The sequence below is a fragment of the Embleya sp. NPDC059237 genome, from assembly GCF_042754105.1.
In the GTDB taxonomy this organism is placed as follows: Bacteria; Actinomycetota; Actinomycetes; order Streptomycetales; family Streptomycetaceae; genus Embleya.
The window spans coordinates 26148-39306 of the sequence record NZ_JBHZAE010000005.1 but is presented as its reverse complement, the minus strand read 5'-3'; the positions used below and the strand labels follow the sequence as shown (position 1 = coordinate 39306).

General features: G+C 70.2%; 13 protein-coding genes. 3 read left to right on the top strand and 10 right to left on the bottom strand.

The genetic code is table 11. The features are described from left to right. Positions 1–61: 61 nt before the first annotated feature. Together ACFXKZ_RS17345 and ACFXKZ_RS17340 are read right to left on the bottom strand one after the other, a co-directional pair. The gene (locus ACFXKZ_RS17345; RefSeq protein ID WP_380001234.1) at positions 62–1588 is read right to left on the bottom strand and encodes an FGGY family carbohydrate kinase; all 1527 of its coding nucleotides are present in this window, start codon (positions 1586–1588) and stop codon (positions 62–64) included. 64 nt (positions 1589–1652) lie between these two features. Next, positions 1653–3116, bottom strand: a complete 1464-nt coding sequence (locus tag ACFXKZ_RS17340) for an MFS transporter (RefSeq protein ID WP_380001232.1) — start codon at positions 3114–3116, stop codon at positions 1653–1655. Between the two features lie 174 nt (positions 3117–3290). Here ACFXKZ_RS17340 and ACFXKZ_RS17335 point away from each other — a divergent pair, with 174 nt between their 5' ends. After that, the gene (locus ACFXKZ_RS17335; RefSeq protein WP_380001230.1) at positions 3291–4283 is read left to right on the top strand and encodes an aldo/keto reductase; all 993 of its coding nucleotides are present in this window, start codon (positions 3291–3293) and stop codon (positions 4281–4283) included. Between the two features lie 67 nt (positions 4284–4350). Here the strand turns inward: ACFXKZ_RS17335 and ACFXKZ_RS17330 are convergent, their stop codons facing one another. Beyond that, positions 4351–4719 carry a VOC family protein gene (locus ACFXKZ_RS17330; RefSeq protein ID WP_380001228.1) on the bottom strand — a complete coding sequence of 123 codons (369 nt, stop codon included), beginning with the start codon at positions 4717–4719 and terminating at the stop codon, positions 4351–4353. A gap of 63 nt (positions 4720–4782) precedes the next feature. Between ACFXKZ_RS17330 and ACFXKZ_RS17325 the strand changes: the two genes are divergently transcribed. Next, positions 4783–5241, top strand: a complete 459-nt coding sequence (locus ACFXKZ_RS17325; protein WP_380001226.1) for a MarR family winged helix-turn-helix transcriptional regulator — start codon at positions 4783–4785, stop codon at positions 5239–5241. 84 nt (positions 5242–5325) lie between these two features. Here ACFXKZ_RS17325 and ACFXKZ_RS17320 read toward each other — a convergent pair whose 3' ends face one another. Next, positions 5326–5517, bottom strand: coding sequence for a DUF397 domain-containing protein (locus ACFXKZ_RS17320; protein ID WP_380001224.1), 192 nt, complete (start codon positions 5515–5517; stop codon positions 5326–5328). Continuing rightward, positions 5514–6371, bottom strand: coding sequence for a helix-turn-helix domain-containing protein (locus ACFXKZ_RS17315; protein WP_380001222.1), 858 nt, complete (start codon positions 6369–6371; stop codon positions 5514–5516). Before ACFXKZ_RS17315 ends, ACFXKZ_RS17320 begins: the two co-directional genes overlap by 4 nt. Positions 6372–7344: 973 nt before the next feature. Here ACFXKZ_RS17315 and ACFXKZ_RS17310 point away from each other — a divergent pair. Beyond that, a complete protein-coding gene (locus ACFXKZ_RS17310) occupies positions 7345–8133 on the top strand; it encodes a phosphotransferase (protein ID WP_380001220.1) in 789 nt (262 codons plus the stop codon). 862 nt (positions 8134–8995) lie between these two features. On the opposite strand, the gene ACFXKZ_RS17305 is transcribed toward ACFXKZ_RS17310, so the two are convergent. From ACFXKZ_RS17305 to ACFXKZ_RS17285, 5 genes are all read right to left on the bottom strand, one after another. Next, on the bottom strand, positions 8996–9661 hold the full coding sequence (locus ACFXKZ_RS17305) for an HAD family hydrolase (protein ID WP_380001218.1): 666 nt from the start codon (positions 9659–9661) through the stop codon (positions 8996–8998). A gap of 310 nt (positions 9662–9971) precedes the next feature. Next, positions 9972–11057 carry a WD40/YVTN/BNR-like repeat-containing protein gene (locus tag ACFXKZ_RS17300; protein WP_380001216.1) on the bottom strand — a complete coding sequence of 362 codons (1086 nt, stop codon included), beginning with the start codon at positions 11055–11057 and terminating at the stop codon, positions 9972–9974. Positions 11058–11164: 107 nt separating this feature from the next. Further along, positions 11165–11527: a DUF2203 domain-containing protein gene (locus tag ACFXKZ_RS17295; RefSeq protein WP_380001214.1), complete on the bottom strand. Its 363-nt coding sequence runs from the start codon at positions 11525–11527 to the stop codon at positions 11165–11167. 121 nt (positions 11528–11648) lie between these two features. Next, complete coding sequence (locus ACFXKZ_RS17290; RefSeq protein WP_380001212.1) at positions 11649–11909, bottom strand: hypothetical protein; 261 nt, start codon at positions 11907–11909, stop codon at positions 11649–11651. Continuing rightward, positions 11897–13108 carry a helix-turn-helix domain-containing protein gene (locus tag ACFXKZ_RS17285; protein ID WP_380001210.1) on the bottom strand — a complete coding sequence of 404 codons (1212 nt, stop codon included), beginning with the start codon at positions 13106–13108 and terminating at the stop codon, positions 11897–11899. Before ACFXKZ_RS17285 ends, ACFXKZ_RS17290 begins: the two co-directional genes overlap by 13 nt. Between the last annotated feature and the right edge of the window lie 51 nt (positions 13109–13159).

Below are 13159 nucleotides of genomic sequence, written 5' to 3'. Positions count from 1 at the left end.
ACTCCTGGGGTCTGTCCGGCGGTTCACGGTTCGCGCCGCCGGGTCGTACGGGCGGTTCGGCTCAGGCGGGGTAGCCGGCGAGCACGCTTCGCCAGGCGGCGCGCTGTGTGGCGCGCCGGTCGGGGGTGGTGGTCGGTTCGAAGATCCGGCCGCGTGGTTGGGCCTCGACCACCTCGTCGAGCGAGGACCACAGGCCCTCGCGGACGCCCGCCAGGTAGGCGGTGCCGCGCAGGCTCGCGGTGGCCGAGTCGGCGGCGCGCTCGATCGGCAGGCCGACCAGGTCGGCCTGGATCTGCATGAGGGTGTCGCTGCCGGCCACCCCGCCGCCCACCCGAAGGCGGGCGAACGGGGCCTGCATGGTGGCGGCGACGCCGTCGATCAGGTCGCACACGGAGTGCGCGATCCCGTCCAGCACGGCCCGGGCCACATCGGCCCGGGTGGTGGCCAGGGTCAGCCCGCCGAGCGCGGCCCGTGCCTCGGGCCGCCACTCGGGGGTGCGGATCCCGGCGAGCGCAGGCACGAACCACTCGCGCGGGCCCGCGCCGGCGTCGACCCCCGCGGCGAGTTCGCCGATCTCCGCCGGCGAGGCGAACAGGCCCAGGTCGTCGCACAACCAGCGCAGCGCGGACCCGGTGGTCGAGCAGTACGCCTCCAGGCTGAAGTGCGTGGTGTCGCCCTGGCGCCAACCGGGCTGGGCGAGCACCCCGGCGATGCCCGGGATCGGCATCGCGGGGGTGCGGCCGGTGGCCGCGTCCACGAAGGTGCCGGTGCCGTACATGCACATCCCTTGGCCGGCGGCCAGTCCGCCCAGCGCGATCAGCGCCGCGTGCTGGTCGCCCATCACCGCCGCCAACGGCAGTTCCACACCGAGCAGTTCGGGGTCGGTGCGGCCGTAGCCGAGGTCGTCGTCGGCGAACAGGTCCGGGAGCAGTTCGAGCGGGTAGCCCAGGTGCTCGATCCACTCGCGGTCCCACGCGTGCTCACGCAGCAGGTAGGCGCCGATCGAACCGGCGTTGCTCGCCGAGACCGCGTGCGCGGCCCCACCGGTGAAGCGCCAGGCCAGCCAGGTGTCCACGGTGCCGAACACGAGCGTGCCCGCCTTGTACGCCTCGGCCACCTCCGGCCGCTCGGCGATCTGCCGCGCGGCCCAGTGGAACGGCGCCCTGCTGCCCACCGGGCGGCCGAGCCGGGCGAGCAGCCGCTCGTCCCACGCGGCCTCGTAGCCGAGCAGGTCCCGGGCATAGCGTCGGTCCTGCCACACGCACGCCGGCACCAGCGGCAGGCCGGTGCGCCGGTCCCACAACATCGCGGTGGCCCGCTGGGTGGACAGCGCGAGCGCGACGATCTCCACGCCGTCGGCGCGGGCGCCGGCCAGGGCCTCGCGGCACACGTCGAGGGTGGCCGACCAGATCTCCATCGGGTCCTGCTCGACCGAGTCCTCGTCGGGGTGGTCCACGGCGATCGTGCGATACGCCAGGTGGGTAACCGCCCCGGAGTCCTGCACGACTCCGGCGCGGGTCCCGGTGGTGCCCTCGTCCACGGACAGGATGCCCAGGCGCCGGCCGGGGTGGTGCAACGTCTTCGTCATCACAGCCCTTTCGGTGCAATATCTCCGCTTGATCCGAGTGCGAGTCTCGCGTGACGGATCCGCTTCAGCGGGTGACCAACGCGGGGTTCGCGGGCCCGGCCGACGGCGCGGCGATGATCGGCACGTTCGGGTCCTCGTCGGGCGAGACGGCCCGGGTCGGGTCCCAGCGGATCGCCAGGCAGGTGAGCAGGCCCAGCAGCGGGACGACGGCCAGGACCATGAAGGTCTTGTCCAGCCCGATGCCGTCCTTGATCTGCGGGAACAGGTACAACCCGGCCACACTGCCGAAGCTGCCGATCATCCCGGTCACGCCGGTGCCCAGGGTGCGCACCTCGCTGCGGTAGGACAGCGCGGCGATCGACTTGCCGTTGGCGCCGGGACCGGCGGAGTGACAGAAGATGAACAGCGCCGGGAGGATGAACGCGATCCAGGTCGGCACCCGGTCGAAGGTCAACCCCATGCCGAGCAGCATCACGAACACGCCGCCGAAGCCGATCGCCGAGCTGATCCGCAGGCCGAGCCGGCGGGCGAAGTACGCGGAGAGCAGACCGCCGACGATGCCGAAGGCGTTGAACACCATCGAGCCGATGGTGGCCTTCTCGAAGCTGTTGCCGAAGATGGCCAGGCTGATCACCGGCAGATACCAGCCGACGGCGAAGTACTGCATGGACTGGCCGAGCGAGATCGCCGAGGACAGCAGGGTGCGCGGCAGGTACGAGCCGCGGAACAGGATCCCGGCCTGCTTGATCCCCACGTTCGGCGGCGCCTCCTCGGCGTCCGCCTTGTCGGGCACGGCGCCGGCGACGGTGGGGGCGGCGGCAACCGCCTCGATGCCGTAGATGCGGCGCAGGTTGCGGACCGCGTCCTCCAGCCGACCCTTCGTGGCCAGCCACGTGGGGCTTTCCACCAGGAACGCCCACTGGAGCAGAAACAGGGTCAGCGCGATCACCCCGGCCGAGCCGACCGACCAGCGCCAGATGTCGGCGCCGACGTCGAACTTGAAGCAGATCAGGGTGAGCAGCAGGTTACCGGTGGTGGCGATGTACCAGATGCCCTGCCACAGGTTGAGCCGGCCGCGCAGCGACTTGGGCGTGTATTCGGCGAGCAGCGCCATCGCCACCGCGAAGTCGACGCCGTAGGCCACGCCGACCAGGACCCGGCCGATCCACACCACGAGGAAGTCGTCGGCGGTGGCCGCGATCACCGCGCCGGCCAGCGCGAACAGCTTGGCCAGCAGCAGCGGAGGCACCCGGCCGATCCGGGTGGCCAGCCAGCCGCCGATGGGGTTGAACAGGATGGCCAGCGCGGGTGCGGTGGCGGTGAGAATGGAGACCTGGGTGCTGCTCAGGTCCATCTGCTTCGTCATCGGGGCGAGCCCGGCGCCCAGTGCGGCGTTGGAGTACGCGTCGAGGAAGAGTCCCCCGAACACGAGGAACCAGATGACCCTGGACCGGCCGGAGATCGTCCCCTGCCGGTCGATGAGCGCGACGACGTCCTTGACGCCTCTGACGCTCGGCTGCTGTGCCATGTTCCCGTCCTCGGAAAAAAGGACCGGTCGGTGACACGCGAGCGCTAACGCGTAGGAGGGCACAGCGAAGCCACCGACAGGTGGTCTTCGTCTGTTCCTGCCAAAGAATGCTCTGGACCCTAGGAGGGACATCCGGGGGTGTCAAGGGTGGCGGTCGAGGGCCAAGATGGGGGAATGATCCACTCTGCCGCCGAGAACCGTTACCAATCCATGCGCTATCGCCGTGCCGGACGCAGCGGGGTCGAGTTGCCCGCGGTGTCGCTCGGGTTGTGGCACAACTTCGGGGACACCCAGCCGATGGAGGTCCAGCGCGCGGTGTTGCGACGCGCCTTCGACCTCGGGGTGACGCACTTCGACCTGGCGAACAACTACGGGCCGCCGTACGGGTCGGCCGAGGCCAACTTCGGGGTGCACTTCCGGGCCGACTTCCGGCCCTATCGCGACGAGCTGTTCATCGCCTCCAAGGCCGGCTGGGACATGTGGCCCGGTCCGTACGGCAACGGCGGTTCGCGCAAATACCTGCTGGCCAGCCTGGACCAGTCGCTGGGCCGGATGGGGCTCGACTACGTCGATGTCTTCTACTCGCACCGCTACGACCCGGACACCCCGTTGGAAGAGACGATGGGCGCGCTGGACACGGCCGTTCGGTCCGGGCGCGCGCTGTACGCCGGGATTTCCAACTACGGTCCGGAGGAGCACCGCCGGGCCGTGGAGATCCTGCGCGACCTCGGCACTCCGGTACTGCTCAACCAGTCGGCGTACTCGATCCTGGACCGCGAGCCGGAGCGGGGCGTGCTGGACGCGGTCGGCGAGACCGGGACCGCGCTGATCGCGTATTCCCCGTTGGCCCAGGGCCTGTTGACGGACCGCTACCTGAACGGCGTGCCGGCCGACTCGCGGATGGCGGTGGGCCACTTCCTCACCGAGGACGCCCTCACCGAGGAGCGCCTGACCCTGCTGCGCGCGCTGAACAAGCTCGCCGGCGATCGCGGCCAGACCCTGGCCCAGCTCGCCCTCACCTGGATCCTGCGCGACCCGAGGGTGGTTTCGGTCATCGTCGGAGCAAGCAGCGTGCGGCAGTTGGAGCAAAACCTGTCCGCGGTCGGCCAACCCGACCTGACCGAGGCGGAGATCGCCGAAATCGACCGACTCTGCGCACAGCTCTGACCGACCCCGAGCCCCGCTGCCCCGACTCGTCGGCTGCCCGCCGTCGGGTCGGGGCGTCGGCGGCCGGTCAGGTGCGGTCGTGGAGGGTGACGTGGTAGCCGTCGGGGTCGGCGAAGGTGAAGGTGCGGCCGAAGGGTCCGTCGATCGGCGCGGCGACGATGGCGTGACCGTCGGCGACGAGGGCGTCGTGAATGGCCTGGACATCGGTGGCGTGCAGCCAGATCGCGGCACCGATGCCGGGTCGGGCCGCGGACGCGAGATCGGTGCCGGGCACGATGTCGCGCAGCGCGAACGCGATCGGCTTGGTCTCGAAGACGACGGCGTGCGGGGGCCCGGCCGGCGAGCGGACGAGGCCGAGGTAGTGCTCGTAGAACGCCTGCGAAGCGTCGAGGTCACGCACCTGGAGCGAGATGAAGTCGGGGCCGGTGGCGGGCATGGCAATACTCCTTCGTTGCATGTCAGGTTCCTGACATGCACCAAGGTATGTCAGAATCCTGACATGAGTCAAAACGGCGCGGGCGTCGACCTGGACACATCCCTGGGCTACCTGCTGAAAGAGGCTTCGAGCGCCCTGCGCGCGGCCATGGAGGAGGTGCTGCGCCCCCTCGGGATGAGCGTGACGCACTACTCCTGCCTCGAACTGCTGGCCCAACGCCCGGGCCTGTCCAACTCCGAACTCGCCCGCGGCGCATTCGTGACCCGCCAGACGATGAACGTCCTGCTCCAGGCCCTGGAACGGGACGGCTACGTCACCAGACCGGCGGAGGCACCCGTAGGAAAGGCCCTCCCCGCGAGACTCACCCCCCGAGGCCGCCAAAGCCTGGAAAAGGCGACCACGGCGGTGCGCTCCGTCGAACTCAAAATGCTGACCGGCATGACCGAGCAGGAACAATCAGCCGCATTCCGCAGCCTACGAAGCATGATCGAGGCCCTGAAAAACCCCACCGAAGCCCCATAATCCACGCAGCGCCGCACGGCTGAGGATGCCCCGACCCGACGGCCACTCCCCACCGAGTCGGGACACTTCACATCCCGGGACCCTCTAGCCCTTCACCGTCGCATCCAACAACGCCTGCCAAGCACCGGCCGACACGCCGATGTATCCCCGACCGGGGTCCTTGCTGTCACGAACAGCGGTTATTGCGCGATCGAACGGCGCAACCTCAACACATTCGGCGTTGGTGGCGCTGTAGGACGATGTGCGCCACTGCAAGGAGCGAACGTCAGCGTTCATTTCGTACTCATCTCTGCGTGATGCTTGATTATCTGCATGGACTCGGTGTAGGAAGCCGCCGCTGCCGAAAGCATCCGGAACTGCTCTTCGTAGATCGCGACTTCCGACGGGTCCTCGATGTACAGCGTGCCGCTCAGGCTGTCCACGTAGGCCACATCCGTTTCGGATGGGTCCGGAAATCGCAGCATCTGGAACGACCCGATCACTGCGGCGTGCATGGCACCGTCCTCGCGCAGAATCTGCACGTGCACATTCGGCCTACGCGCCATGTCGGCGAGGTGTTCCAACTGCGCACGCATGACCGCGCCACCGCCGACCACGTGCCGCAAGGCCGATTCCGAGATCACAGACCACACTCTGAGCGGATCACGTCGAGTCAGAACCGCTACACGTTCCTGCCGAACCTTCGTCAACAGGTCGATTCGATCCGGTGCGACATCGGGCCGTTGAATCTCCACCACGGCACGGGTGTAGTCCTCGCTTTGCAGGAGTCCCGGAATCAGTATCGTTTCGACGCTGTACTGATCGGAAGCATCGGATTCCAGAGCGATGTACTCCGCGTGTGTATGAGTGAGTTCATATTGGTCCCACCATCCACGACGCCGTCCATTGCGCGCCAAGTCCTCCAAGTGGGCACGGTGCGCTGGGTCCTTGACGCTGTACGCGTCCAGGAGCAACCGGAGATCAACGACTCGCACACCCGATTGCGCGCTCTCGATCCGACTCACCTTGGCGTCCGAACAGGCCAGAACTTCCGCCGCTTGCACGAGCGTCATCCCGGCAGCCACTCGGTACTGCCTCAGCGTCCGCGCAAGCCTCCGCTGCCGCACGGTCGGATTCTTGTTGACCGCCACCCGTCCCCCTTCTTCGAAGTGCCCCAGGTGGGCGTGGCATCGGTCAGTCTGCCCGCCATCCGGTGCAGTCGCCAACGAGGGGAAACCTAGCCCATGTCGATCTACAAGGTGAGGCACTTGCACCTAGTAGGGCTACGAGTGCAGGCTACGTAGTGCGACGACATCGGCACACACTGGTGATCTTGAGATTGCCGCGCCCTCACGAGCGGCTGTTTCGTCGCGTCTTGAACTGCCCCGGCGTCGGTCTCGATCGCGCGTGGTCCCGGCGCCGGGGCGCCTGGTCTCGAAGGGAGTGGCATGGCGAAGTCGACGCAACCGCCCGATGTGCTAAGGACGTTGAGCCCGGATCAGTACGCCATTCGAGCGTGGGTCATCCGCCGGGTTCGTGCCCGGTATCCCCGTCTGGTTGTTCGGCCTGTCCCCTGCGGGCGGTGGCCGTGAGGTGCGAAGCGGGGTTCGTCGTCGGGGCGGACGGGGAGGCCGTCCGGGTTGTCACGGCGCGTGAACTGCCTCCGCATGAAAAGCCCTTGCCGCTGCGGTACGCCCTCGGTGAATGGGTCGCCCCGCTGCCCGGGCACGGCCACGACGGCTGTCCCGCCGGGCGGGTGGAACGCGCCGAGGAATGTGCGGGCTCGCCGACGACCAGGTTGTCATGGTGCTTCCGCCCGGCGGCATGCCGTATGTGCTGAAGGGTTCCGAGTTGTATCGGGTCAAGCCGCCGCATTGACCTTCACGTTCGCCCTGTCCGACTGCCCGGGGAGGAGCAGTGGGCGGGGTCCGCACCATCCGAGCACTACCGACACGAGAGGTAGGGCACATGGCACGCGACGAGGAATACGAGATCACCGGCGGTACCGCCGGGTGTGAACACGAGTGGTGGCACTGGTCCGGCGAGGACCGGTGCAGGAAGTGCCCGGCGGTCCGCAAGCGGAAGTAGGCGGTACCGACCCGTGACCGACGCGAAAGGCAACGCATGGAACGCCGCTGGATGTGGAGTGAACTGCCCGAACCGGTCCGCGTGGAGATCGAGTCGGTCACGGGTGCGGTGTGCGAGGCGGAACCGCTGCCCGATGGGCTGACATCGCCGTTCGCGGCCGTGCTTCGGGCGCCGGGGCGAAGGGTGTTCGTCAAAGGCGCGCCGACCACGAACGGCAAAGCCGTCACCCACCAGCGGCGGGAAGCGTTGGCAGCCCCGTCGGTCGGTGGACGCGTGGCGCCGACCATGCTCGGCCACCTCGCACCCCCCGGCTGGGACGTACTCCTGTTCACCCACGTGGCCGGACGGCACGCGAATCTCGCGCCCCACGGGAAGGATCTGTCCTCCTTCGCATACGCGCTGAGTCGAGCGGGTCGTATCCGCGCGCCACACGGGCTCGAACTGCCGCCGCTCGCCGACCGATGGGCCGAATACCTCACCCCGGACGAACGCTCCCTGCTCGGCGGAACACACCTGCTGCACACCGACCTGAACCCGTGGAACGTGATCGTCGGAGACCACGGAAACGGCGCACGAACCTGCTTCGTGGACTGGGGCATGTCCGCCATCGGACCCGCGTGGGCGGAACTCGCCTACGTCTACATGTTGTTGCTGTGGTCCGAACACACACCGGGTTCGGCACACGCGTGGTTGCGACAGTTCCCGGCATGGCGGGCCGCATCCAACGCGGGCATCAGAGCATTCGTCACCGGCGCAACCGCCGAGGCACACGCCCGCCACCTACCCGACCAGGCCGCCCGGTGGACCTCGCTACTCACACGGTGACCCACGAACGAGGAAGCCCCCGGCGACCGTTGGAGCGGTCCCGGAATCGGCCGGCAGCTGTAGGAGGTGACGCCGTGACCCGCTTTATCGCCACCGTCTTCGGATGGCTGCGCCGATTGCCCACCCCGCCGAAGCCGGCCGACAAGCACCCTCGACCCGCCGAACCGAACCGGCCAACCAAGCCTAAGCCTCGGATACACCCGGCATGGCACGACTTCGTACCGCCCACCCCCGCCGCCGACACCCCACCGACGCAGGATTCGGCAACGGTCGTAGGGCCTTATCTCATGACCCCAAAAGAACTCGCTGAGCGGCGCCGACACCGACGCCGCACCGAACTCGCCAAGACCACCACACACCCACCCACGACCGAACCATCGCAACCGAACAACGCGGGCCGGCACTTGAACCCAACCATCCCGCCCGGCGCTCAAGCCCACTCGTCCCGGCCAACGCGTGAAACCGAATCAGCCCCACCGACAGCTGAGCAAAACAACCCGGCCCGCGCCTGAGACAAAACAGCCCAGCCGGCGCTTGAGGCCGCCTCGGCCGGCGCTTGAGGCCGCCTCGGCCGGAGGCCGGGCCACTCAGCCCAGCCGGCACCCCAGGCCAAGCAGCCCCGCCGGCGCTTGAGGCCAAATCAGCCCCGCCGGCGTTTGAGGCGAAACAGCCCGGCCGGCGTTTGAGGCCACCTCGGCCGGAGGCCGGGTCACTCAGCCCGGCCGGCGCTTGAGGCGACACAGCCCGGCCGGCGCTTGAGGCCACCTCGGCCGGAGGCCGGGTCACTCAGCCCGGCCGGCGCTTGAGGCGAAAGAGCCCAGCCGGCGCTTGAGGCCGTCGTGGTGGGCCGCGGAGCGCGCCCTCACGTCCTCGCGAGGAGCGCCGGGCGCAGGTCGGCCAGGTCGACCGCCGCGAGCGAGGCGACCACGCGGCGGCCCGGTGCGGGCTGGATCGGGGCAGTCGTGCGCACCGCAACCACCGCACAGCCGGCCGCTTCCGCCGACGTGACGCCGACCACCGTGTCCTCGACCGCGACGCACGCGCTCGGCTCGACCCCGAGCGCGGTCGCCGCGGCCAGATAGGGGGCGGGGTCGGGCTTGGTCCGCGCGACGTCCTCCGCCGCGACGGTGACCGCGAAACGCGCCGACCCCAACGCGTCCCGCACCAGGTCCACCACATGCCGCGGCGACGCCGACACGATGGCCAGCGGCACCTCGGCCTCGGCCAGCGCGTCCAGCAGGGCCACGACGCCCGGCAGCGGCTCGATCCGACCCCGCACCCGGTCGGTGAACGCCGCGTCCAGCGCGTCGGACAACTCGTGGACGCACGGCCCCTCGGGCACCACCGCGTGCAGATAGGTCGCCGTATGTCCGATGGCGTGGCCCACCACGTCGGCCGTGTCGGTCGGTCCCAGCGCGTAGCCCACCCGGCCGGCCACGTCCTCGACCGCCTCCCACCACAACTGCTCGGTGTCGACGAGGGTGCCGTCCATGTCGAACAACACGGCGGCGGGCAGAACGCTGGACACACTGACTCGTTTCGACGCGCGTTTCGCTGCGTGGAGCGCGGACGTCCCGACCCTCTCAGCCCGACGTGAGCGCAGTGCCAAGGCCGGGTTGCGGGCGCGTGAACGTGTGCGAACCCCGCCGTCACACAGCGCGAGCCCAGCGGTCACACCACGCCGCTAGCTGTATTCACCCGTGAGGTTGGTGACGCGGATGCCGTGCATCGGCGCGCCGGAGAAGCAGGTGCATATTGGTCCCATTCGCCTGTTTCTCCGGGGCGGCGAGGTGCGGTGCCGGGCGTCGTGGAGCTCGGCGGGGGTTCGAAGACACGCGCTAGACCACCGCGGCGCGCAACGACAGTACGTCGGGCAAATGCTGGGCGATGCGCTCCCAATGGTCACCGCCGTGGTGCCCCCGGTAGATCTCGCCGCTGCGCGAGCCGAAGTACAGGCTGGTGACGTCGGCGTCGTCGGCACACATCGCGTCGCGCAGGACCGCCGTCCAGAACCCGTCGGGCAGGCCGTCGGACAACGCGGTCCACGTCTCGCCGGCGTCGTCGCTGCGATAGACCCGACAGCGCCCGTCGATCGGGAAGCGCATCGCGTCGGCGGTGAGCGGGACCACATACACCGTGTCCGGTCGGCGCGGGTGCACCACGATCGTGAAGCCGAAGTCGGCGGGCAGGCCCTCGGCGATCGACTGCCACGTCGCACCCGCGTCGTCGCTGCGGTAGACCCCGTGGTGGTTTTGCAGGAACAGCCGGTCGGGCCGCTCCGGATGCCGGGCCACCTTGTGGACGCACTGGCCGTATTCCGGATACTCGTCCGGCTGGAAGGTGACGTGGATCCCGGTGTTGGACGGATGCCAACTGGCCCCGCCGTCCTCGGTGACGTAGACCCCGCCGGTGGACATCGCCACCACGATCCGGCGCGGGTCGGTGGGGTGCGGCAGCACGGTGTGGATCGCCTGCCCGCCGAAGCCGGCCCCCCAGTGCGGACGGTGCGGGTGGTCCCACAACGCGCGGACCAGTTCGAACGAGCGCCCACCGTCGGCGGAGCGGAACAGCGCCGAAGGCTCCACGCCGGCGTAGACCACATCGGGCTCGGAACTCGCCCCGGGCACCAGTTGCCACACCCGCTCGACCGACGCACCGGCGTCGGCCGGGAAGCCGACCCGCCCCAGGTCCGGCTCGCGCCAGGTCGCGCCGAGGTCGTCGCTGGTGACCACGACCGGGCCGAAGTGCTCGTTCACCACACCCGCCATCACCCGAGGCGCCGACCCCCGCGTATCGATCGCGACCGAGTAGACGCCGGTCATCGGATGGTGCGGCCCGGTGAACTCCCAGGGCTCGGCGCCGTGTGAGCGACCGAGCCACAAACCCTTGCGAGTGCCGACGGCAAGCAGGACGGACTTCGTCACGATGACCTCCAGGCAGCGATTCCCAGGTGGGAAACGCTACGCGCCACCGGTGACATTCGCCCGATTCGACGCTCTTGTCGGCCTGGTTCCCCCACCCGGGCGCCGCACTACGGCAGCGGGCGCCGACCCGCGAAGCCCAGGTCGGTGCGGTGGTACCAAGCCAGTTCCCGGTCCCCCTCCAACCAGCACAACAACACCGGTACGCCGCCCAGGTCGGCGGGGAAGTCGACGAGCAGCGGCGCGAAGCCCTTGAGCTCCGCGCCGGTCTGCTGGATGCGGGTCATCAGGTCGTCGAGCCGCGCCTGCATGCCCTTGAGCTCCGGCAGACCGCCCAGTTCGGTACGGGTCCCGCCCGGCTCCAGCGCCGCGGCCAACTCCGCCGCGTCCGCGCGTAGCACGATCAGTTCGTCGAGTACCGGCATCAGCCGGGCCAACTCCGCGCGTGCCTCGTCCACCGTGAACAGACCCATGCCGCACAGCCTCCCATGCCCGCCGGGGACCGATGTCGGCGCCGGGTCACCGGACGGCACGACCAGGGGTTCGGCCCACGCGCCCCGCCGCCCCGCGCCCCGCCGTTCCGTCGGACCGAAGCTAGACGCCCGGCCAGGAACCGTGGTTGGTGTGCACGCCGAGCACGCCGCCGGCGGCTTCGGCGCGCGTCGTGTTGTCCCGCTCGATGCGCAGACCGTCGTGCGTCGCGGTCCGGGTGCGCGCGCGATCGCGCAGGGCGAGGAAGACGATCAGCACACCGACGACGAGGAGCAGGTCGGCGACGAGAATGACGGTGATCACGGCGGCTCCCGAGGAGTGGATCGGCGGCCGGGCAACCCGGACCACCCCTACATGATCCATGCCCGTTCCGACCGGGTCGACCCCTGTCCCGTACAGCGGGCGGCCAGCGCGCGCAATCGGGCCTCGTCGCCGTCCACCGAGGAGTCCAGGCGCAGGATCTCCTGGACGAAGGTCCGGTTGATCGGCCGGCAGCGGATCTCCTGAGCCGCCGTGACCTCGGCGTCCAGCAGCGCGGTGACCGCCTCGCCGCGCCGGCCCAGCGCGGCCAGGGCCCGGGCGAGGTCGATCAGGTGCCGGGCCTGCCTGCCGCGCGGCAGCACGGCGAGCGCGGCCGGGTCCAGCCGACCGTCGACGGCCCGCCCGTACTCGCCGAGCAGCACGTGCGCGGTGACCCGGCACAGCGGCACCTGGATCGCGCCGGGATCGATGCGCTCCGCCGCGTCGAGGAGGTCGCGCGTGCCCGAACGATCGCCGAGCCGCGCGGTGGCCAACGCGGCGCCCAGGCGCAGGGTACGCAGCGCCGCCCGCCCGACCGCGCCGCGCGGGCCCAACGCGGCGGCCAGGTCCGCCTCCACCTCAAGGGCGAACTCGGCGGCGGCCCCGGCCCCTTCGTGCCCGACCATGGCCGCGGTCAGCCGATCGGCGGCGCGCGCGAGCACCACCGCGTCGCCGCTGCGCCCGGCCGCGGTGACCGCCCGGTCGGCGGCGCGCCAGGCCAGATCGGCGTCGCCGAACACCTGCGCCGCGGCGGCCGCCAGGGTCAGCGCGCCGGCGCGCACCACCATCGGCGCGAGCGAATCCGCCGCCCCCTCCCCGACGGGCGCGACCGCCGCGGCCCCGGTCCCGACCAACATCGGCGGCACCACCCGGTCCAGGCACAGGTAGTCGGCCGCGGCGTACGCAGTCCATCCGTACGCCAACTCCCGCCGCAACACCCCGAGATCGAGCGGCTCGACGGGGGCACCCGCGGTCGGCGCGAAGTCCGCCCGGCGCAGCGCGACCCGGACCGCCGCGAGCGGATCGTGGTCGACGCCCTCCCGGTTCGGCTCGGGAGGCAGCAGGCGGTCGATCCCGATGCGCAGGACGACCGCCGCCCGCGCGAGTACCGACAGCCGTGGGTCGGCCTGCCGGTGACCGGCCTCCACGTCCTCGACCCAGCGCACCGATCGGCCCATCAGACGCGCGAATTCGGCCTGGGTCAGGCCCCTGCGCGTGCGCCAGTACGCGATCTGCCGGCCGATCCCACCCACCGTGTGCATGCCGTACCCACTCCTTTGGGTAGCGCCGAATGCGCGTTCGGTAACCTATGT

Coding starts and splice junctions, on each gene's coding strand:
- ACFXKZ_RS17345 (WP_380001234.1), bottom strand. CDS start 1,588: ATGACGAAGACGTTGCACCACCCCGGCCGGCGCCTGGGCATCCTGTCC.
- ACFXKZ_RS17340 (WP_380001232.1), bottom strand. CDS start 3,116: ATGGCACAGCAGCCGAGCGTCAGAGGCGTCAAGGACGTCGTCGCGCTC.
- ACFXKZ_RS17335 (WP_380001230.1), top strand. CDS start 3,291: ATGATCCACTCTGCCGCCGAGAACCGTTACCAATCCATGCGCTATCGC.
- ACFXKZ_RS17330 (WP_380001228.1), bottom strand. CDS start 4,719: ATGCCCGCCACCGGCCCCGACTTCATCTCGCTCCAGGTGCGTGACCTC.
- ACFXKZ_RS17325 (WP_380001226.1), top strand. CDS start 4,783: ATGAGTCAAAACGGCGCGGGCGTCGACCTGGACACATCCCTGGGCTAC.
- ACFXKZ_RS17320 (WP_380001224.1), bottom strand. CDS start 5,517: ATGAACGCTGACGTTCGCTCCTTGCAGTGGCGCACATCGTCCTACAGC.
- ACFXKZ_RS17310 (WP_380001220.1), top strand. CDS start 7,345: ATGGAACGCCGCTGGATGTGGAGTGAACTGCCCGAACCGGTCCGCGTG.
- ACFXKZ_RS17295 (WP_380001214.1), bottom strand. CDS start 11,527: ATGGGTCTGTTCACGGTGGACGAGGCACGCGCGGAGTTGGCCCGGCTG.
- ACFXKZ_RS17290 (WP_380001212.1), bottom strand. CDS start 11,909: ATGGATCATGTAGGGGTGGTCCGGGTTGCCCGGCCGCCGATCCACTCC.
- ACFXKZ_RS17285 (WP_380001210.1), bottom strand. CDS start 13,108: ATGCACACGGTGGGTGGGATCGGCCGGCAGATCGCGTACTGGCGCACG.